Genomic DNA, 19,765 nt, shown 5'->3' on the forward strand with positions numbered 1-19,765 from the left:
ATTCTTTTAAATTATGCTTTTTTTCCTTTCATAAATAATATTAGAAGACCGCTTGCAATGAAATTACTTGCATAAGTACCTATTACTACACCGCAGAAGAATGTAAAAGCAAAATCATATAGTATAAATCCGCCCCATATCATTATAGCAAGAGCAGCAAGCAATGTAGAGATACTTGTAATAATAGTTCTTCCAACAACATTATTAAGACTTATATTAACAATTTCTTTAAATGGTCTTTTAACATCAGCATTTTCTCTAATTCTGTCAAATACAACTATTATGTCGTTTATTGTATAACCTATTAAAGTAAGCATAGAAGATAATACTAATACGGAAAACTCTTTATTCAAAAATAGAAGTATTCCAAACACTATAACAACATTATGTATAAGAGTAATAATAGCAGGGAAAGCATATCTATAATTAAATCTTATAGTAATGTATATCATAATTATAATCCAAGACACTATTATAAGTATAAAAGCTAATTTTAAATTGTCAGAAGATACAACACCGCTTATAATATTACTTCCTATGAGAGTAACTTTTTCTTTAGTATATTCATCATAAAGTACCTGCATAGCTCTGTCAGATTCTTCATTAGAACCTCTAAATCTTAAAAGAAAAGCATTGATATTATCTTCTCCTTCAAGTTCTTGTATATTAACAGTTTCTGTTCCAAAGTTTCTGTATAAGTTTCTTATATCAGCAATATTTATTACTTCTGGATTATCAATCTGAACCTGTAATTCAACACCGCCTGCAAAATCTATACCCATATTAAAACTATTAGTATTTAATTTATTAATAAAAAGCCCAATAGATATTACAAATAATATACCAGATATAACCGCAGCAACAGGCATAAATTTAACAAAAGGAATTTTATTTTTTGTTACATCATTATTTTCAGTTTTTTTAACATCATTATTTTTTTTAATATTTTCGCTCATACTATAAAATCCTTATTAATTAAATAAAGAAGAATCCAGCTTTCTTCACAAGTTTTGTACGTATAATTTCTTCATATATGTATCTGGTAATAAATACAGCAGTAAATAGGTTTATTAAAATACCAAAGAATAATGTAATAGAAAATCCTTGTACAGGACCGCTTCCAAATATCCATAGTATTAAAGCTACTATTATTGTAGTAATGTTAGAGTCAAATATTGTAGCAAAAGCTCTGTCATATCCAGATATGATAGCATCAGAGACATTAGATTTTATTTTTAATTCATCTTTTATACGTTCAAAGATAATAACGTTAGCATCAACTGCCATACCTATAGTAAGTATAAGACCAGCAATACCTGGCAAAGTAAGAGTAAATCTTAAAGGGGATAGAATAGCAATAATTAATATAACATTTACAAGCATTGCTATTGTAGATAAAACCCCAGATATTCTGTATACAGCAATCATAAATACAGCAACCAAAACAGCCGCCATAAATAAAGCAGTAGTACCAGCCTTAACAGAGTCAGCACCTATAGATTGACCTACAACTTCCTCTTCTACAACGCTTACTTTTAAAGGTAGAGCACCTTCTTTAAGTATTCTTGCTAAATCTTGAGCCTCTTCCAAAGTAAAGCTTCCAGTAATAACACCTCTTCCGCCTCTAATCTCTTGATTAATATTAGGAGCACTTATTACTTTATCGTCTAATACAATAGCAAGCATTCTATTAACATTAGCAGCAGTTACTAATGCAAACTGTTCAGCTCCCTCATTGTTAAGTTCAAACTCAACAGTAACTTCGCCGAATTGTCCGCCGCCTACATTAGCATTAATTAAAGCAGAGCCGTCTAAAGAAGCCTCTTTTTCTATAAATACAGGAGCTCCTCTAACTCTTCTTCCAAAGTCATCTTTTTCGCTATAAAAATAAACTTGCTTATCATTTTCTGGTACTTTAGCTGTATTAGTGAAAACTCCAAGAAGTAAGTCATTGCTTGTAATTGTAGCAGAAGCTTCTTGGTCTACCAAATTGAAAGTGAGAGCACCTTGACTGAGTACAACACTTTTTATTCTATCTGGGTCTCTTGCACCGGGAAGTTCAACAACCACTCTGTCATCGCCTTGTTTTCTTATACCAACTTCGCTAACTCCAAATTGGTCAATTCTTCCTCTTAATCTTGATATGAGCCTTTCCATAGCATCATTTTTCTCTTCAGCTGTTAAAGATAATGCTGTCCTATCTAATTTATTAGCATAATCCTCAAAATCTGCTTGAAGAACTATCCTTATACCTCCCTGTAAATCTAACCCTAAATTCACAGACTCGCTTCTAAGGCGTTTAAGTGATTGAATTTCATCAATTTGTTCTTTTGTATAGCCTTTAGATATCATTTCATCTAATGACATATTACTTTCTTCTTTTTTATCTTCTGATGTAAAAAAATACCATCTTACTGTAGGAGTGATAAACCAACCCATTATAGCAAGACCTATAATTATGAATGCTAATCTTAAATTATGACTCATACTATTTCCCTATTTTTTATATTATTCTTTCTTTTCTTCAGATTGTGCTTTTTCTAATTCTTCTTTTATCTGATTTTTATCTTCTATAGCTTTTTTGTCTTTTTTTTCTTCTTTCTTAGCATTAAGAATTTCATCACTTACTACTGCTGATATAGAAGATTTTATTATTTCTATTTTTGTATTTTCTCCTAATTTTACTATAGCAACTCTTCCGCCTTCTTTATCAGATATATATTCAGCTACTATACCGCCAGCTACAATTATTTTATCACCTTTTTTAAGATTAGCTATGCTTTGAGCTAATTTTTGTTGTTGTTTTTTTTGCGGTCTAATAAGTAGAAAATAGAATATAGCAAAAATAGCTACCATCATACCTATTGATACTAAAGGGCTTCCTCCTGCTTGAGCTCCTCCTGTAGTTTGTGCATATAAAGTTGCTGTGAACATTTAATTACCTCTTTAAAATTATTTTTTATATTTTCAATGATTTTATATGATATCAATAATTTATACTTATGTCAATATTGGAAATTTCATTTTTGTGTTTAGTGTCATTAGTTATATGTATTTTTTGTTATAAATTTAATTAAAATAAACTATATTTATTTATGTTAAAAAATTAAATTATATATGTTTTGAATAATATTAAAAACTATAAAAAGTTTATATATATATTATTAAAATATTTTAATTGTATACTTTCTCAGTAATTTGAAAAGTTCCAAAAATATTTACTTTTGTAGATTTATTAGCCTCTATAATTGTTTTATCTAATGCCTCTATATTAAAGTTCACGCTTCCTTCACAGCTGCCGTTTATTTCTAAACTGTTTCCATCATCATAAAAATTCAAAGTGATATCTCCGCTTGCTGAAACTGATGATATATTAGGTATAATATATTTTGTGATATTATCTACTATTTTGTATTCTGTATTTGATTTTCTAATTATTTTACTTTTATTTATTTCTATATCTGTGTCGGTATCTATTCCTATTATTAATGAAGTTGGTATCATAGATATAATGTTTCCAGATTTAGAAATTTCTATTTTAAAATTTTGTAAATGCACTTCTCCTGCTATATCAGAATATGCAATCAATGTACCATAATATATTCCTGCATAGTTGCTAATATTTTTATATTGATTGTTGCTGAAAGCTAATGTTATAAGAATTAATACAAAAATAAATATTTTCTTCATTAATTTAAATATAGCAATTAAATATAGTAATTTAATAAAAATAATTAAAAAATATCATTGTACGCTTTTAAACCATAGCTTGATTTGGCATTTTTTACAGCATTATTGATAGCTCTTCCCATTACAATAGCAGCCAAACTTCCAACCGCATCAATACTTGCCTTAATATCTCCGACAGACATAGCATAAATACTATCCCCGTCTAATGTGGTGTGTACTGGTTTTATAGTTCTGGCAAAACCATTATGAGCCATAGAAGCTATTTTGCCCATTTGTGTTTTTGTAAACTTAGCATTTGTTATAATAGCTCCTATTGTTGTGTTTTCTACTAAATTGCTTGTAAATGTTATTTCTTTATCTCTTGTTAGTTTTATCAATTCTTCTTCAGAGCTTCTAAAACTTTTTTTGTCTTCACTTAAAAGCCCTGCTAATTTCTCTCCTGTGTCATAATCAAATATGTCCCCAAAAGCATTAACAGAAACAATAGCTCCCACTTTTACACCATCAACTTCTAAAGCATAAAAACCTAAACCAGATTTCATAGCATAATCAACACCGAGTATCTTACCAACAGAAGCCCCAGTTCCTGCCCCATAATTGCCCATTTTTGGATTATTATTTTGAGCATCAATACAAGAATTATAACCCATCTCTATATCAGGACGAACCTTATAATCTCCAACACGCAAATCAAATATACAAGATTCGCAAACCAAAGGCACTTTAGTAACCCCCACATCAAAACCAATATTTCTCTCTTCAAGATACTTCATAACTCCCCCCGAAGCATCAAGTCCAAAAGCACTTCCTCCGCTTAATAGTACAGCATGTATAACTTCTGTAGTTGCAAATGGTTTTGTAAGTTCGCTTTCTCTCGAAGCAGGTCCGCCTCCTCGTACATCAAGAGAAGTATTAGCACCTCTCTCACATATTATTACAGTGCATCCTGTAGCAGCATCTGTATTTTGAGCATTTCCTATTTTTATATTTTCTATATCTGTGATTTTTATTTCTTTCATTTTATTATCCTTAATTCATATATAAAATTATGTATTAAACAGTTTTAGATAATTATAACATAATTTAGTTTTTTTTCTTGATTTTAATTTTAACTATCTTATAATTAATATATAGGCAAAAGGAGGTGCTTTTTATGAGGGTATTGGTATACGATTCTAATTATGCTACAAGAGATAATATTACAACAATACTGCTTATGCAGGGTTACGATGTTGTAGCAGTAAAAGATAAAAAACATATACTTCCAACTTGTTCAAAAATGCCTTTTTCTATTGCTGTTATAGAAACATCTCCTTATGATGAAGAAGTTAATGCCATTTTAGAGAAGATGCATTATGATGATATGTATAAAAATATTAAAGTTTTAATTTATGTGCCGGAAATTATACCTGGTTTTGTTTCTAATATGTTTAAAATAGGTGTAGCTGGAATATTATTTAAACCATTTAATGAAAAAGATTTTTTTAATAGATTTTCAAGTTTGTTATCTAAATCTAATTTGCTTCCTAAAAGAATAAAATATACTATCATTAACAATGTAGATCATGATATAGTTTTTAGGCATGAAGAAAGCAAACAAATAGTGCATGCTATGATATTAGGAATATCTGCGAGGGGTATAAAGTTTTTAATACCAAATGAAAATATTCGTCTTAATGTTGGATATAATATACCGCTTACTTATATGTCTATAGGCTCTTATAAGATGACATTTTCTTTAAATATTATAGAAGTGATAGGTAAGGAATATGTTGGATTATTTGAAAATTTATCTTCTTTTGACCATAAGGTAATTTGTAAATTTATATATGAAAAATATATAGAAAGAAATTTAATATCTTAATTTTAGGATTTTTTATATGATTAAAGCTTTAACTATAGCTGGTTTTGACGGCTCGGGCGGTGCTGGTATACAAGCGGATTTAAAAGTGTTTTCTGCTTTGGGTTGTTATGGGATGTGCGTATTGACTGCATTGCCTGTACAGAATACTCAAGGTGTGAGGAGCTGTTATGAAATAGACATTAAAGCTATAGAAGAGCAGTTATATTGCATATTTGATGATATAGTTCCAGATGCCATAAAAATAGGAATGCTGTTTAATAATGACATAATAAAACTCGTTGCTAACTTTTTAGAGAATAATGCTAAAAATATACCTATAATAGTTGATCCTGTTATGGTTGCTAAGAGCGGGGACAGGCTTCTTTTAGAAGATGCCGTTGAAAGTTTAAAAAAATATATTATTCCTATTTCTACAGTGATTACTCCAAATATACCAGAGGCAGAGGACATCACAGACAAAAAAATTGTTACAGATGAAGACATGATTGCAGCTGCTAATGATATACTTAAAATTGGAGCAAAAAATGTAATGCTTAAAGGCGGGCATTTAGATGGAGAGCTTTCAAGAGATTTATTTATAAACACTAAAGAACATAAGTTTCTTGATGCCGTTAGAATAGACACTAAAAATACTCATGGCACAGGATGCACATTATCTGCTGCTATTTGCAGTTATATTGCTCATGGAAAAACACCATTAGAAGCATGCATTTTAGCTAAGAATTATTTATTTAATGCTTTAGAGTCTGCTAAAATTGATAGTGTTGGTAAAGGGCATGGACCTGTTAATCATTTTTATGAGCTTTGGAAGTATTTAAAGTTTTAATTAGTTTTTTCTAAATCGCTTATTAATTCATAATAATATTTTTTGCCTTGAAATATGTCTTGAGATAATATTTTTTGTGCATTTTCGTATTTAAAAATATCAGAGTTCTCATCAACATTGTTTTCTAATATAAAAGAGTTGTTAGTGATTTTATAGTATTTATGATATGTGCTTATGTTGTTATCAATATTTTCTTTATATAGCAGTGAAATTACTGAGTTTTTATAATTTGTTACTCCTGCATTAATAGCTATAAACATTGGTATATTTTCTGGGACTAAATTTATAGAAGATTTAAATGCTCCGTTAGTGCCGTCCCAAATAAGAATTGGGCTTGGGGCAGCATCATTTAGAAAATTTTCTTTTATTTTTTTATCTACACTTGAGCGTTCTACTATTGCTCTTAAGTATGGATATAAATGGTCATGCTTGAATATTATTAATGCATTTGGTGAATATTTTAATATTGTATCTCTAATTTTTATTATCTCTATAGCTGTCATTACAGAGTTATCTATAGTTTCTAATAAATTTTCTCTATCATTGCCGTTAAAATAGTTCATAAACTTTTTATTTTTTTCTGATATATTAAAATCATTTTCTATATGTGAATCTGTGTGTCCTAAAATTGTAAAGCCAGATACAAATAGAGGTTTTTTAAGATTATTTATATTAGTTTCTAAGTATTTGTTTATATTTGTGATGTTGAGTCCAAATATTGAATTACTGAAGCCTATTGAAGGATAGAATGTTTTAAGATTATATGTGTTTAATGCTTCTTCTAATGCTAATGTGTAATATCCATTTTCATTTAAAAGTCCTATTAAGGTTTTATCTATTTTTTCTGATTGAGTTTTGGGGTATAGCGGGCTTGAAGCAGTAAGCCCTGAAAGTCTTGCATAAAAACTTCCATTATTAACATTTGGTGCTATTTTTTTTGAGATGTCTGCCCACTTTCTATATTCTCTTGGGAAAGGGTCTTTATTAAATAGCTTTACAAAATGTGAATAATCATAAAAAGATTCTAAAAATATTAAAAATATATCTCTTTTGTTTTCGCTTTCTTGTAATAATAAATTGGATAAATCTCTTTTTTCTTCATAGGTTTTTAATAAGTTTATAGAGTTTAATACTAATTCTTTGCTTGGTTTTATATTATTCATTCTATCATAATTTATTCTATAATTGAGTGTATATATTATTCCTCTCTTGTTGGCATTTCTTAAAAAATCTATGCTCCACATTTCTACTTTGTTTGGTCTTAAAAACAAAATATATGATATAGCTATAATTGATAATATCATAATTATTGCATCTATTTTTTTTATTTGAAATATTCTATATAAATTGTATATAAATAAATATACTAATAATAGTATTGAAGAGAAATATATAAAGCTCGATAGTATAGTTATAATTTTCATTTGTATAGGAAGAACTGTGATAAGCGAAGAGTATAAATTGGGCATATCAGAAAATAACACAACCATATCTAACACGCTTAATGCAATAATTTCTATTACAAAAAAAGAGAAATTCGTTATTATACAAAAAATAATTGTAAAAATTATTCTATGATTTTTTAAATGCACAAAACTTGGTTTATAATATAATAGATTGTATGATATTATAACAAATAAATAGGAATATAGTATATCATAAATATTTGTTTGTAATTTTAGCATTGAAGATAATGGAAGAATTAATTTAGTGATTAAGAAGTAGAGTAGTGTATGTATTATTAAGAAAACTATATATATTTTATAATTGTTTATTATGTTTGGTATTACATACAAATATATTATAGGAAATATTAGTATTACAAAAATAAAAAATATAAAAACTTCTTTTTTTAATTTTAATTTATACTGAATATCTATTTTATCATCAAATTCTAAATTATTAGAAGATATTAATTTATGAGATTGCTTTTCTTTATTATAATTAAAAATATAATCTGTATCATAATTGAAATATGGATATACTTCAAATATATAGTTAAAAGCTTTATTATTATAGTAGTTTATTTTGCAGTTATAATTATTATCGTATAGCTTTTTAAAACTTGACAAATATCCTCTTCTCTCTACACTGCCAAGAATAAACAGTATACATAAAGATAAAAATATTAATGATATTAGTATAGAATATATTACGAAAAATTTTTTATTTGTTAGTATTAAATTTGTTATTTTATTTCTCATTAAAGAATAATTCTACTATATAAGATATAATTAGTCAAATTAGTTGTTTATAATATTATTTACATATCCCGCCCTTTATGCTTTATTGCTTTTAATTGAATATTTAAATTTAATTTTTTATATTGCTTTAATTAGAATTTTTATCCCCGCCCAAGTTTTTATTAGATTTGAAATTTCTTTAACGCACGGTGTGTGTATTTTGATATTTTGTTTAAATTGAATTGATAATAAAGCTTATATTTTAAATTTACTCTGCGTGCGGGTTAAAAATAACAAATTTAAAAAGGCTGGGTGGGAGTTGTATTTTTAATGATATAAATTAATATATATAATTGCCTCATTATTATTTATTCTGTAATCATCATATTTTAATTTAATTATATCAAGTTTATTGTTATTAAAAAAATTATTTGGAATAACATTTTTTAAATATATCTGATTTTGTTTCCAATAAGGAATATCATACATCATTTGTTTTTGTTTAGTATATGAAAGATTTGAAATATTGCGAGTTAAACTGCTGTCATCATAAAAAGAAACATATAAATCTATTTTGTTAATGTTTAAATGCAATGGAGATAATACAGTCATCACTCTTAAATATCCATTTATTAACTGAGAAGATAATTTATTTATATTACTATCTGTAATAGCAGATTTCATTTCAATTATATCTAATTTATATCCGTCAATATTTTTTGAAATTAAAATAATATCTGACGATTTTCTAAACGATAAATGATTAAATTTACTATCTCCCTCAATGTTTGTTATTAAAATACATTCATTATATGGAATATTAATATTATATGTAACATCAATATTGCCTATATTTTCATTATAAATAAATTGCCTGTTACGTATAATATCAAACTGAAAAAAATCATTATAATATTTATTTAGCTTTTTTATTCTTTGGTACAAATCTTCCATATTTAATTATCCAAATCTTCAATAAAAGCCTCAAATTCTTCTGATGACTGCATTAAATACTTATGGAATGTAGGAGCTTGAAATCCGTATTTACTTCCTTTTATTTCTGTTATCTCAGTAAATCCGTCTTCTTTTATATCGAATTGGTACATTCTCACTCTATCTTCTGAAATTAAATCATCTTCATCATAATTATATTTTTTCATCAATTCTTTTTTTACATCTTCTTTATTGTTATTTAATTTAATCATGTTATTTATATGCTGAATAATAGTATCACTATGAGTAGTTATTATTATATTAACACCAGTATTAATTAATTTTATAAAAAGCCTAGTTAATTGCTGTTGTAACTGCGGATGCAAAGATATTTCAGGCTCTTCCATAAGCAATTTCTTTTTTATAAACCCGTATTTTAAAAATAAATATAAAGGAGTTAATTCAGTTACAACTGCCGATGATAAATACATTTGCAATTCTAATTCTGTGTTATCGGGTTTATAATATATATTCTTAGTTTCTTCATTTATCATTATCTTGCCGAAAAGCATATTTTTTTCAATGAAATCTAACATTAGATAAGATTTTTTTGTCATATGTTCAATATTATTTTTTTGTTTAGATAATTCATCAAAATTATCCAAAAAGTCCATAATAGGTCTTGATAAATATTCATTATTTTTTTCAGCAAACCTATCATATTTTGAAGCTCTTGCAGAAGCAGATATATCATTTCTGGACAATAAAAAACCAGTTCTTGATACAGGTAAAAATATCTTTAACTCATCACCAATAATATAACGATTATTCAAATAATTATTAATGATAAAATAAATAACTCTTTTAGAAACAAACATAACATAATTAGACTCATTATACATAATACTCGTTCTATCACCATAATAATTGGTTATAGTAAATATATTATATTCTTCATTATCTCTGCATTCATTTTCTTTTTCTACTCTAAATTTTATTTCTCTATCATAAAATTTTAATTTAATACTTTCTAATTTTATTTCATTATCCGAATTAAATATGTAATTTATAACTTCATTAGAATATTTATTTAAAAGTAAATTAAATAATTCTATAAAAAATTCTATTATTTCAAATGATAATTCAGATTCTTTATTAAAATCTAAATTGTCTATATAATTTTCTATAATAGATTTTAATTTTTTATATTCATCTAATTCTTCAATATCTTTTTCATCTTTAAATATTATATTAATTATTTTCTCTGTGTATCTCATTAATCCATAAACTAAAGTCATTAAATAACTTTTTCCGCTGTTGTTATCACCTATAAATAAAGTAAATGGCGATAATTCAATTTTAGCTTCTTTAATTTTTGCAAAATTTTTTACATATAGAGTTGGATATTTAATATTTTTAGACATAATCACTTTTTACACATTTTAATATTTTCTAAAAAATTTTATCATATAATACCGCTTTGTCAAGAATTTGTATTTAATGATAAATGCAAAAAAATAACGGCTGCTAATATTTTTATTAACAACCGTTATATTTATTTATGTTCTAAGCTATTAATTTATTATAGAACAGGACTTTCATGCATAGCTTTAATTCTAGCCCATCTTCTGTCAACTTCAGCTTGGAATCTGTCAAGAATATCTTGATGTTTAAGAAGGTGTTTAGTTTTACCCATTAATTTTAACCATTCAGTAACAGGTAATTTTTTGTCATCAGCTACCATATTAGTGATAGTAGTAATACCTTGTTCAACTTCATATAATGGGAAGAAACAGCAATCAACAGCAGCTTTGATAATATCTTTACCCATATCATCAGGAGTTTTCCAGTTTAATGGACAAGTGATAAGAAGTTTAACGAAAGCAGTACCAACATTATTAGCATACCATTGAGCTTTAGCAGCTTTTTTAACTAAATCTAAAGGATAAGCTTCACAGCCAGTAGCAATATAAGGAACGTGACAACCATTAAATATTTGAGCAACATCTTTGTGGTTGAATTGTTTACCAACTTCAGCTTTACCAACGTTAGAAGTAGAAGTTCTGTGACCTAATGGAGTAGAGAATGATAATTGGTTACCAGTGTTCATGTATCCTTCATTATCATATTCTAATATAATCATTTTGTGATTTCTAATAGCAGCACCAATAGAAGGTCCCATACCTATATCATGACCACCGTCACCAGTAACCATTATAAAAGTAGGATCTTCTGGTCCGTCAATTTCTCCTCTTCTTTTTCTTTCATGATACATTTCTACGATACCAGAAAGAGTAGCAGCACCGTTTTGGAACAAGTTGTGAACATAAGTAGTTCTATAAGAGCTGTAAGGATAACCAGTAGTAACAACCATAGAACAACCAGTATGTACCAAAAGTACAACAGCACCTTCTATACCTTTCATGAAAGTATTGATACCAGAGAAGATACCACAACCGTTACAAGCACCATGACCTTGAGCATAACGATAAGCTTTACCAGTTAATTCTCTAAGAGGCGGAACTTTAACATCAAGTTTATGAGTTTGTTCGTTCATAGTAACAGTGATACCAGATTTTTGACTCTCTAAAGTAAGAGGTTCATGAATAGGTTTCATTTTAACATTAGGGTCACCCATATACTGTTCTAAGTAAGAGTGTTTTTCAACAGAACCAGGATTAGCTAATTCTTTTAAACCTAATTCGAATAATTCTTTAGCTTTATCAAGAGTAAACTCAGTACCGCCAAGACCATAAACTCTGCTCACAATAGAAGATTTGTTGTTAGGGTCATTTTTTAGAGCAGCTCTAATCTCAGTAGACATATTACCGCCCATACCAGAGTATGAATCTTGTCTGTCTCCTACAACAACAACTTTAACATTAGCAAGTAATTTTTGTAATTCTTTTTCAGGGAAAGGACGAATTTGAGTGATAGCAAAAGCACCTATTTTAAGATTAGGATTAGCTTTTCTCATTTCATCAACAGCTAAAGTACCAGTTTCATAAGAAGAACCGCAAAGCATTAAAGCAACTTCAGCTCCTTCCATATTATGAGTTTCTATAGGAGAGTATTTTCTTCCAGAAAGAGAAGCAAACTCTTCAAATACTTCAGCAATAATAGCTCTAGAATCTTCTAAAGCTTGAGAAAGCTGTAATTTACTGCCTGTTAATTCGTCTTCATTCATGTAAGGCCCAATAGTAACAGGGTTCTTAGTAGGCTCAACAGAAGTAACTTCAGGAGTATATTTACCTAAGAAATCTTGAACATCTTTATCATTTTTGAAAAGGTGAATTTTTTTCTTTTGGTGAGAAGTAAAGAATCCGTCAGAAGAAACAATGATAGGAAGTTTAGCCTTCTCAGCAATTTTTAATGCAAATATATTGAAGTCATAAACCATCTGAGTAGTATGAGCCATAATGATGATCCAACCAGTGTTAAGAGCCATCATAACGTCAGATTGGTCACATTTAATATCTAATGGACCAGAAACAGTTCTGTTTACAACATTTAATACCATAGGGAATCTTGTACCAGCTTGAACAGGTAATTGTTCCATAGCAAAAAGTAAACCGTTAGCAGAAGTAGCATTAAATACTCTACCGCCAGCAGTAGTAGCACCATAACAGATACCAGCTGCACCATGTTCACCGTCACCAGGAATCATGCAAACAGTGTGTCTGCCATTAGCTTTCATTTCATCTAAGTACTCAGCAATTTGAGTAGATGGAGTGATTGGGTAGTAACCCATAACGTGATAATTGATTTGAGCGGCTGCAATGGCTGCTAATTCATTACCACTTTCAAGTATGTTTTCTTGCTCAGCAAGATTATATTTTTGTGCCATTTATACGCTCCTTATTATTTTTTATAACGTCTGTATGTAAGTTTATCCACATCACAATTAGCTTCTACTTCTATTCTTAAAGCCTGCTGATCTTTTTCAAATTTACCAGAATAAGGTCCTTTAGGGCAAGCTCTAACGCATTTTAAACAACCTTTACAATATTGATAATCAATACCCATCATATTCATAGCTGTTTTATTAGGGTCTTTCCTGTCTGGTCCTTTTTCCCAAACGATACAAAGGTCAGGACAAACAACTTCACAGTTAGCACAATCAATACAGTTAGCAGGATTGAATACAGGTATATTACCAGTACGAGTAACTTGTAAATCTTTTAAAGTAGAGTTACCAGCAGCATTGATATAACCGCCTGTTAATTGGTTATTCTTACCATATACAGGCTCTGGTTTTTTATAAGGTATGTAAGGATATTTGCCGTCAGCTTTGAATTCTTTAACAACAGAATCGCTTCCGCCTCTTCTGAAAGCTTCAATATTTGGCTCAACTAATTCAGCCTTTCTTCCGCCGAATTGTTTTCTGATTTGCTCTTCAAACTTAGCAGAATCTATGAAATCAAGCTGATTAACCATAGCACCCATTATGATAGTATTAGCAGCTTGTGAAGGAAGTTTTAAATCATTAGCAATTTTAATAGCATCAATACAAACTACTTTACCGCCATGTAATTTAGCAAAATCTCTTGCCTCATCAGGTGTTTTATTAGTGTTAAAAATAACAATAGCATCTTCTTTAACACCTGCTAAAGTAAGAGGGTTTTTAAGAAGATTCATGTGGAACACTGCCACTACATGTGGTTCTTCTACAGTAGAGTTTACTCTAACTTCAGTTTCTGAAAACCTTACAAAAGATTTTACTGGAGAACCTTTCTTTTCTGAACCATAACTTGAGAATGCAGCACCATAGAAACCTTGTGTTAAAACGCCTACTTCTGCAAGCATCTTACCAGCACTATTAGCACCCATTCCACCGATACTTTCGAGACGGATCTCGAAAAATCCTAAATCATTGACTTTTGGGAGTTTCACAGTTTTATTCTCCTTTTATTATTAAAATATGTGATTTTTGGGTTAATATTCTTATATATCAACCTATATATTTTACTATAAAATATATAAAAGTCAAATTAAATATTATCAATTATATGTATAAATATTTTTAAAACTTTGAAAATAAAAAACATAAAAATTTGTTTGACATATCTAAAAAATTATAATACCATATACCCTATATAGGTAAAATGTAAATAAAATAATAGAGAGTTTAATAAAATGAAAAATAAATTTAAAAGCCTAACAATACAAATCCCAATGGCAATTAATATATTTATTACTTCATTGCTGTTTATATCAATCTTTACATTGGTAAGAATGTCTTCTAAAGCTATTGATAAAGCTACTTATGACGGTTTTCAAACTACTGTAAAAGGATATACTACTTTTATAAACTCTTGGTCTGAAAATCAGCTTGTATTGTCAGATACTTATTCTTCATTGTCATTCGTAATTAATTATATGATACAAAGAAACGTTGAAGCAGAGGCTAATATGCTTACTGTATTAGGGCTAATGGGGGCGAAGAATCCTTATGTAATTAGTTTATCATTGGTAGAAAAAGACAGTACTATTATAAATAGTTCGTCAAAAGGAGATAATATCACTGGTAAAAAAATATCTGAATTGTTTCCAGAACTGTGGCAAAAATTTGATAATGTTAAAAAACCTACATTATCAGATTATATATATAAAAATAATGATGGAAAATGGATTATAGGCTGTATATCGCCTGTACTTTCAAGGACTGATAAAAGTTATTTGGGAGCTATGCTTGTAATATTGGATTGGTCTAAGGTTGTTGATGAGATGCTAATTAATATAGGGGATAATTTTGATAATGATAGAAGGATTTTTATTATTAATCAAAAAAATATTATAATGCATAATTTATTAGATAATATTGGGAAAGAATTTCCAAAAGAGTTTAATAATATAATTAATGAAAAAGAAGGGTATCTATCATTTACAGAATCATCTGTAGAAAAATCATGCTTCTTTTACTCTGCTAATGCACTTCCTTGGAAATTGGCTGTTGCTATACCGAATAAGATATTAAATCAAAATAAAAATCAATTAATAGTTACAGGAATTATTATTGGAATAATAGGAATTATTATTGCATATATAATAGGATATTTATATACAAAAATAAAAATTTCGCCTTTAAAAATTGTAGCAAAAGAAGCAAAAGATATGTCAAAAGGGAATTTTATATTAGAAGAACATAAATTCCAAAATAATGAAATAGGAGAGATAGCAGATTCTTTTAGAGAGATGAGAGATGCATTATCTAGTATAATTAATAAAGTTAATAATACTTCGCAAAAAATTAATGAATCAGCTTTAACATTATCAAGAGGAAGTGGTGATTTAGAAAGAAGAACAGAAGAACAGGCAAGCAGTTTGGAAGAAACATCATCGGCAATACATCAAATGGCTTCTACAATAAAAACTTCTACATCAAATTCTTTAGAAGGAAACAATATGATGGCATCGTCTAAAGAAGCAGTAGAAAATGGTGCTAATAGCATATCAGAAACTACAAAAAACATAGAAGAAGTTTATGAAGATAGTGAAAAAATTAAAAGCATTACAAAAACAATAGAAGATATAGCTTTTCAAACTAATATACTTGCATTAAATGCTTCTGTAGAAGCAGCACGTGCAGGAGAACATGGAAGAGGTTTTTCTGTTGTAGCTTCTGAAGTGAGAAACTTAGCTCAAAATGCACAAACTTCAGCTAAAGATATAACATTGTTAATAGATAATATATATGAAAAAATTAATAAATCAGCAGAAACAGCAAGAGAATCTAAATTAATATTTGATGATATACAATCAAAAGTAGAAAATACTGCTAAAATAATGAATGAGATAAGTACAACTGCATTAGAACAAGAAACTTCTATAGAACATATAAATATATCTATATCAAAAATAGATGATATCACTAATAAAAATGTTTCTTTAGTAGATGAGACAGCATTATCATCAAAAGAAATTTTAGAACAAGCAAAGCAATTAAAAGAGATTATGAATTTTTTCAAAATGTCCTAATCTTTAAAATTGACAATAAAATATTTATGTATATAATATCAAAATATTTTGTTATCTGGACATATTTATGAAAAATATAAAAAAATTATTTACTTTTTCTTGTTTTATTATAATAATAGCTTCTTCAATTCTAAATGCACAAACAGCATATACTAATGCAATAATGCCGAAACTACCCAATGCATTCGATATGTTTATAGGAAGAGAGGGAAACAATGAACTTCCTCAATATATAAAACCAGACTATTTTAGAGATGATTATAAAAGAACTTTGCCAAATCTAAATGATACGAATTTAAGCTTCTTTGAGAAATATCCATTAGAATTTCATTTAGTTTCAACTTTCTCTTATGCAATCGCTGTAAATACTTTTAATATGAGGGATACTTTTGCTACCATTGGGCAAACTTTTCATAATGATTATATACAATTTACAGGTTTTATCACAGCTTATGGATACTTTGATACACATAATCCAGAGATAAATTATCCATATATAAGAGGAAACGGAGGTTTATATGATGGAGGTGTACAGGCTGTATTTGTTGATAGAATATTAGTTTCTGCAAGAGGAAAGGCAACTTTTGATATTAATACTACAACATTTATGCTTATACCGCATTATTATGACACCACACAAAATCCAGCATATATAGATACTCCTGATTATTATATACCTCAAGTATTAAATGGTCCAGGAATGAGAGTGGGGTTTATAGGAAACCATTATGAGATAGCATATTCGCAGGGAGATTTTAGACATAGCATACCAAAAGCATTATTATTAAGATTTAATATACCAAATATAGAGTTTAGATTTCTTTATGAGCATGAAAACAGAAGAGAGCCTCAAAATTATCATATAACATTATTTGATTCTCTTGTTCAGGCTTCTGCCACTTTCAGATTCCCTCTTATGAATGAAACTATTTGGCTTAATGCTATTGCTGAATATACTTGGAGAGAAAATGATGCTCATTATATAAGATTAGAACAAGGATTTGAATGGTATATGCTCAATATTGCCTTGAGAGAAATGGTGCATATAAAAGATAAAGATGCTAAACTTTATTTAGAATATGCTATATTTGGGAAATTTAAAGCCGGTCCTGCAGAGTTTAATGTTGGTTTCCAAGGTGCTACAGACGGAAGATACTATATTGCTGGAAATGTAAAACTATAGTAAGTATTTTATTTATAATATATAATATTATTTTATGGAGGTGCTAATAATGAAAAAAATAATATATATTGTTCTTGCATTATCAATAATCATAACATCTTATGGATATTGTCAATCTATTGCAATAAGTGAGGTTCCAAAAAGCTCCATAATGTTTGCTGACAAATATTTCTCAGATTATTATCTATATAGAGCGGCTAAATCATCTGGGGGATATGTTTTAATATTCAAAGGCGGGTTAAAAATATATGTAAACTTTAATGGCGACTGGCATACTATAAGCGGCGGCGGAGATGAAATATCTATAGATTATATAGAAGATAAAATAAAAAATACTGTAAAAAAAGAATTTCCAGATGAAAAAGTAGTATATATACAGAAAAAGACTAAAGAATATAAAATACAATTTAAAAGCAGAAGAAAAATTACTATAGACTTTGACGGCAATATTACAAAAGGCGGTAGAGATTAAATATTATCTGCTAAATATTTAACAATATCATCTCTAACATTTCTGCCATAATAATCAAATTGTGCTTCTCTCATTTTTACAAGCTTTTCTCTATTATTAGCAATAAGTAAGTCTATTTTATTGAATATATCATCTGTAGATTTTGAATCTAAACCTAAACCATTTTGCTGTATATAAATAGGATTTTCCTCTTCCTGACCTGGTAAAGCCCCCATAGATACTATTGGAATGATGCAATTAACTGCCTCTATTATTGCTGTAGGACCTGATCTTGTTATTAATATATCATTACTATGAAAAAGTTTTGGTATGTCTTGTGTATAACCTATTATCTGAGGACTATAACTTCTTGATGAATAAAATTTATTTATTTTATTGTATGTACGCTTATTTCTTCCGCATACTATTGTAACTTCGCAATTATATCTGCTGTAAAGATTTTTTATTATATATAAAAGTCTTTTAGTTTTTTCAGAATTATTAAGTATTAATATTTTTAATTTATCTGTAATATTTGTATTTTTAATAATCTCTTCCTTACTCGTAAAAGGAGCATCAAAACCATTTCTTACAGGAAGTCCAAATGTAATAACCTTTTCTCTGTCTATACCGTTTTTTATCATATATTCTGTAGCCTCTTTAGATGGGCTTATAATTTTGTCTGCTCTATTATCAAACCATATTCTTGTTATAGTTATTAAGTCTGTAATGAGTATGAAAAACTTTACATCTAATTTCTTTTTTTCTATTATATTTAATAAGCTTCCGCTAAAAAGAGGGTGAACATTTAAAATTAAATCAGGTTTATATTGTTTATAAATTTTTAAGAAACTTCTCTTAATTGTTATAGAATTATTTCTGTTAATAAAATCTTTATTTTTAAATGAAAACTTAAAAATTTTCTCCCAAAGTTTAGGAAAATATTTTACACACTGATTATAAAGTCTCTCAGCAGCTAATAAATCAGGTCCTCCCAAAGTAAAACCGTTTATTACTTTTATTTCGATACTATCTTTATATAATTTTTCAAAACCCTGAATAAGTGCTGTATGTACACTCTTATGACCGTGACCTGTATATTCTGATGATATTATAAGTATCTTTTTCATTTTTTTCCTTCTATAACTGTAATATTCATAGATATATTATAATAAAATGAAATCTTTTGTCAATCTAATCATCAAATAGTTTTCAAATCCTATTTCCTTCATTGTCAAAAAATACTATTTTCCCATCATCAACTTTAAATTGATATCCTTTAGATTTTTTATATATTGAGTTTATTTTACTATATTTTGATTTTATAGTATTTATAATATTTGAAGGTATAAACTTACTTGCTGTTTCAAATGTTATTATATTTCTATTGCCTATAATATTAATCCATTCTCCTTTAAAATTAAATTGAATAGAACTTCCGCCTTTAAATACAACTATATAATGATGGCTCATCATAGTGTTATGAACAGTATAAGTATTAAAATTATTTTCTATAAATTCTTTTGAAATATCAGGAAGCCTTTCATAAGGTATCATAGTAAAATTACTATCATCATAAAAATATAAATAACCAGAGCTAAAAAAACTTAAAGACAATAAAAATAAATAAAGCTTTTTCATTATTAATTTTCTCTAT

General features: G+C 27.8%; 17 protein-coding genes. 5 read left to right on the forward strand and 12 right to left on the reverse strand.

The annotated features are described in order from the left end of the window. Positions 1 to 11: 11 nt before the first annotated feature. The 5 genes from secF to R4I97_RS04825 form a co-directional block, all read right to left on the reverse strand. Positions 12 to 956, reverse strand: coding sequence for a protein translocase subunit SecF (gene secF / locus R4I97_RS04805; RefSeq protein ID WP_335783945.1), 945 nt, complete (start codon positions 954 to 956; stop codon positions 12 to 14). A 19-nt stretch (positions 957 to 975) separates the two neighbouring features. Continuing rightward, complete coding sequence (gene secD, locus R4I97_RS04810; RefSeq protein ID WP_335783946.1) at positions 976 to 2,487, reverse strand: protein translocase subunit SecD; 1,512 nt, start codon at positions 2,485 to 2,487, stop codon at positions 976 to 978. A 21-nt stretch (positions 2,488 to 2,508) separates the two neighbouring features. After that, positions 2,509 to 2,934, reverse strand: a complete 426-nt coding sequence (gene yajC, locus R4I97_RS04815; RefSeq protein WP_335783947.1) for a preprotein translocase subunit YajC — start codon at positions 2,932 to 2,934, stop codon at positions 2,509 to 2,511. 240 nt (positions 2,935 to 3,174) lie between these two features. Beyond that, positions 3,175 to 3,690, reverse strand: coding sequence for a hypothetical protein (locus R4I97_RS04820; RefSeq protein WP_335783948.1), 516 nt, complete (start codon positions 3,688 to 3,690; stop codon positions 3,175 to 3,177). A 44-nt stretch (positions 3,691 to 3,734) separates the two neighbouring features. Continuing rightward, positions 3,735 to 4,709: a P1 family peptidase gene (locus R4I97_RS04825; protein ID WP_335783949.1), complete on the reverse strand. Its 975-nt coding sequence runs from the start codon at positions 4,707 to 4,709 to the stop codon at positions 3,735 to 3,737. A gap of 134 nt (positions 4,710 to 4,843) precedes the next feature. Here R4I97_RS04825 and R4I97_RS04830 point away from each other — a divergent pair, with 134 nt between their 5' ends. Together R4I97_RS04830 and thiD are read left to right on the forward strand one after the other, a co-directional pair. Beyond that, positions 4,844 to 5,554 carry a response regulator gene (locus R4I97_RS04830; protein WP_335783950.1) on the forward strand — a complete coding sequence of 237 codons (711 nt, stop codon included), beginning with the start codon at positions 4,844 to 4,846 and terminating at the stop codon, positions 5,552 to 5,554. A 16-nt stretch (positions 5,555 to 5,570) separates the two neighbouring features. Next, complete coding sequence (thiD, locus tag R4I97_RS04835) at positions 5,571 to 6,380, forward strand: bifunctional hydroxymethylpyrimidine kinase/phosphomethylpyrimidine kinase (RefSeq protein ID WP_335783951.1); 810 nt, start codon at positions 5,571 to 5,573, stop codon at positions 6,378 to 6,380. Here thiD and R4I97_RS04840 read toward each other — a convergent pair. From R4I97_RS04840 to R4I97_RS04860, 5 genes are all read right to left on the reverse strand, one after another. Beyond that, entirely contained in the window at positions 6,377 to 8,584 is a 2,208-nt protein-coding gene (locus R4I97_RS04840) for a hypothetical protein (RefSeq protein WP_335783952.1), read from the reverse strand. The two genes, thiD and R4I97_RS04840, sit on opposite strands and share 4 nt — an antisense overlap. Positions 8,585 to 8,890: 306 nt before the next feature. Beyond that, positions 8,891 to 9,517, reverse strand: coding sequence for a hypothetical protein (locus R4I97_RS04845; protein WP_335783953.1), 627 nt, complete (start codon positions 9,515 to 9,517; stop codon positions 8,891 to 8,893). Between the two features lie 2 nt (positions 9,518 to 9,519). After that, positions 9,520 to 10,920, reverse strand: a complete 1,401-nt coding sequence (locus R4I97_RS04850; RefSeq protein WP_335783954.1) for an AAA family ATPase — start codon at positions 10,918 to 10,920, stop codon at positions 9,520 to 9,522. 158 nt (positions 10,921 to 11,078) lie between these two features. Beyond that, positions 11,079 to 13,343, reverse strand: coding sequence for a thiamine pyrophosphate-dependent enzyme (locus R4I97_RS04855; RefSeq protein ID WP_335783955.1), 2,265 nt, complete (start codon positions 13,341 to 13,343; stop codon positions 11,079 to 11,081). Between the two features lie 14 nt (positions 13,344 to 13,357). Then, a complete protein-coding gene (locus R4I97_RS04860) occupies positions 13,358 to 14,389 on the reverse strand; it encodes a 2-oxoacid:acceptor oxidoreductase family protein (RefSeq protein WP_219708522.1) in 1,032 nt (343 codons plus the stop codon). A 243-nt stretch (positions 14,390 to 14,632) separates the two neighbouring features. On the opposite strand from R4I97_RS04860, the gene R4I97_RS04865 reads away from it, so the two are divergent. The 3 genes from R4I97_RS04865 (at position 14,633) to R4I97_RS04875 (ending at position 18,129) form a co-directional block, all read left to right on the forward strand. Continuing rightward, positions 14,633 to 16,474, forward strand: a complete 1,842-nt coding sequence (locus tag R4I97_RS04865) for a methyl-accepting chemotaxis protein (RefSeq protein ID WP_335783956.1) — start codon at positions 14,633 to 14,635, stop codon at positions 16,472 to 16,474. Positions 16,475 to 16,541: 67 nt separating this feature from the next. Further along, positions 16,542 to 17,657, forward strand: coding sequence for a hypothetical protein (locus R4I97_RS04870; RefSeq protein WP_335783957.1), 1,116 nt, complete (start codon positions 16,542 to 16,544; stop codon positions 17,655 to 17,657). Positions 17,658 to 17,706: 49 nt separating this feature from the next. Next, complete coding sequence (locus R4I97_RS04875) at positions 17,707 to 18,129, forward strand: PepSY-like domain-containing protein (protein WP_335783958.1); 423 nt, start codon at positions 17,707 to 17,709, stop codon at positions 18,127 to 18,129. Here the strand turns inward: R4I97_RS04875 and R4I97_RS04880 are convergent. Further along, positions 18,126 to 19,238 (reverse strand): MGDG synthase family glycosyltransferase, encoded by a 1,113-nt coding sequence (locus R4I97_RS04880; protein WP_335783959.1) that lies wholly within the window; start codon positions 19,236 to 19,238, stop codon positions 18,126 to 18,128. The genes R4I97_RS04875 and R4I97_RS04880 overlap by 4 nt on opposite strands. Before the next feature lie 82 nt (positions 19,239 to 19,320). Continuing rightward, positions 19,321 to 19,749: a PepSY-like domain-containing protein gene (locus R4I97_RS04885; RefSeq protein ID WP_335783960.1), complete on the reverse strand. Its 429-nt coding sequence runs from the start codon at positions 19,747 to 19,749 to the stop codon at positions 19,321 to 19,323. Between the last annotated feature and the right edge of the window lie 16 nt (positions 19,750 to 19,765).

The organism is Brachyspira pilosicoli (genome assembly GCF_036997485.1).
Classification (GTDB): domain Bacteria; phylum Spirochaetota; class Brachyspiria; order Brachyspirales; family Brachyspiraceae; genus Brachyspira; species Brachyspira pilosicoli_C.

Excerpts from the sequence above, each read along its gene's own strand:
- secF (WP_335783945.1), bottom strand. The coding sequence starts at position 956 with ATGAGCGAAAATATTAAAAAAAATAATGATGTTAAAAAAACTGAAAAT.
- secD (WP_335783946.1), bottom strand. The coding sequence starts at position 2,487 with ATGAGTCATAATTTAAGATTAGCATTCATAATTATAGGTCTTGCTATA.
- yajC (WP_335783947.1), bottom strand. The coding sequence starts at position 2,934 with ATGTTCACAGCAACTTTATATGCACAAACTACAGGAGGAGCTCAAGCA.
- R4I97_RS04820 (WP_335783948.1), bottom strand. The coding sequence starts at position 3,690 with ATGAAGAAAATATTTATTTTTGTATTAATTCTTATAACATTAGCTTTC.
- R4I97_RS04825 (WP_335783949.1), bottom strand. The coding sequence starts at position 4,709 with ATGAAAGAAATAAAAATCACAGATATAGAAAATATAAAAATAGGAAAT.
- R4I97_RS04830 (WP_335783950.1), top strand. The coding sequence starts at position 4,844 with ATGAGGGTATTGGTATACGATTCTAATTATGCTACAAGAGATAATATT.
- thiD (WP_335783951.1), top strand. The coding sequence starts at position 5,571 with ATGATTAAAGCTTTAACTATAGCTGGTTTTGACGGCTCGGGCGGTGCT.
- R4I97_RS04840 (WP_335783952.1), bottom strand. The coding sequence starts at position 8,584 with ATGAGAAATAAAATAACAAATTTAATACTAACAAATAAAAAATTTTTC.
- R4I97_RS04845 (WP_335783953.1), bottom strand. The coding sequence starts at position 9,517 with ATGGAAGATTTGTACCAAAGAATAAAAAAGCTAAATAAATATTATAAT.
- R4I97_RS04850 (WP_335783954.1), bottom strand. The coding sequence starts at position 10,920 with ATGTCTAAAAATATTAAATATCCAACTCTATATGTAAAAAATTTTGCA.
- R4I97_RS04855 (WP_335783955.1), bottom strand. The coding sequence starts at position 13,343 with ATGGCACAAAAATATAATCTTGCTGAGCAAGAAAACATACTTGAAAGT.
- R4I97_RS04865 (WP_335783956.1), top strand. The coding sequence starts at position 14,633 with ATGAAAAATAAATTTAAAAGCCTAACAATACAAATCCCAATGGCAATT.
- R4I97_RS04870 (WP_335783957.1), top strand. The coding sequence starts at position 16,542 with ATGAAAAATATAAAAAAATTATTTACTTTTTCTTGTTTTATTATAATA.
- R4I97_RS04875 (WP_335783958.1), top strand. The coding sequence starts at position 17,707 with ATGAAAAAAATAATATATATTGTTCTTGCATTATCAATAATCATAACA.
- R4I97_RS04880 (WP_335783959.1), bottom strand. The coding sequence starts at position 19,238 with ATGAAAAAGATACTTATAATATCATCAGAATATACAGGTCACGGTCAT.
- R4I97_RS04885 (WP_335783960.1), bottom strand. The coding sequence starts at position 19,749 with ATGAAAAAGCTTTATTTATTTTTATTGTCTTTAAGTTTTTTTAGCTCT.